Consider the following 217-nt stretch of genomic DNA (forward strand, 5'->3'; position numbering starts at 1 on the left):
CCGGCTATGGCGCCGACCGCCCACAGAAGTCCCGTCATGAACAGGTTCTGCTTCCAGCTGGGATTGACCCGCCACAGTACGGCCAGCCCCACACCGGCACCGGCCGTCAGACCGACGACACGCTGGAATTTGAGCTGCATGCCAATGCCCAGACACTGCCCAAATGGCCCTATGCTTTTGTGCTGCGCTCTACCTTTGTGCTGGAAGGGGAGACCGT

Annotated in this window: 1 pseudogene; it reads left to right on the plus strand. The window is 61.8% G+C overall.

The features are described from left to right. Nucleotides 1-217: pseudogene (locus tag H6B10_RS17530) on the plus strand (hypothetical protein); the annotation flags it as partial.

Origin of the sequence: Gemmiger formicilis, from assembly GCF_016901605.1 — a bacterium.
Lineage (GTDB): Bacteria > Bacillota > Clostridia > Oscillospirales > Ruminococcaceae > Gemmiger > Gemmiger formicilis_B.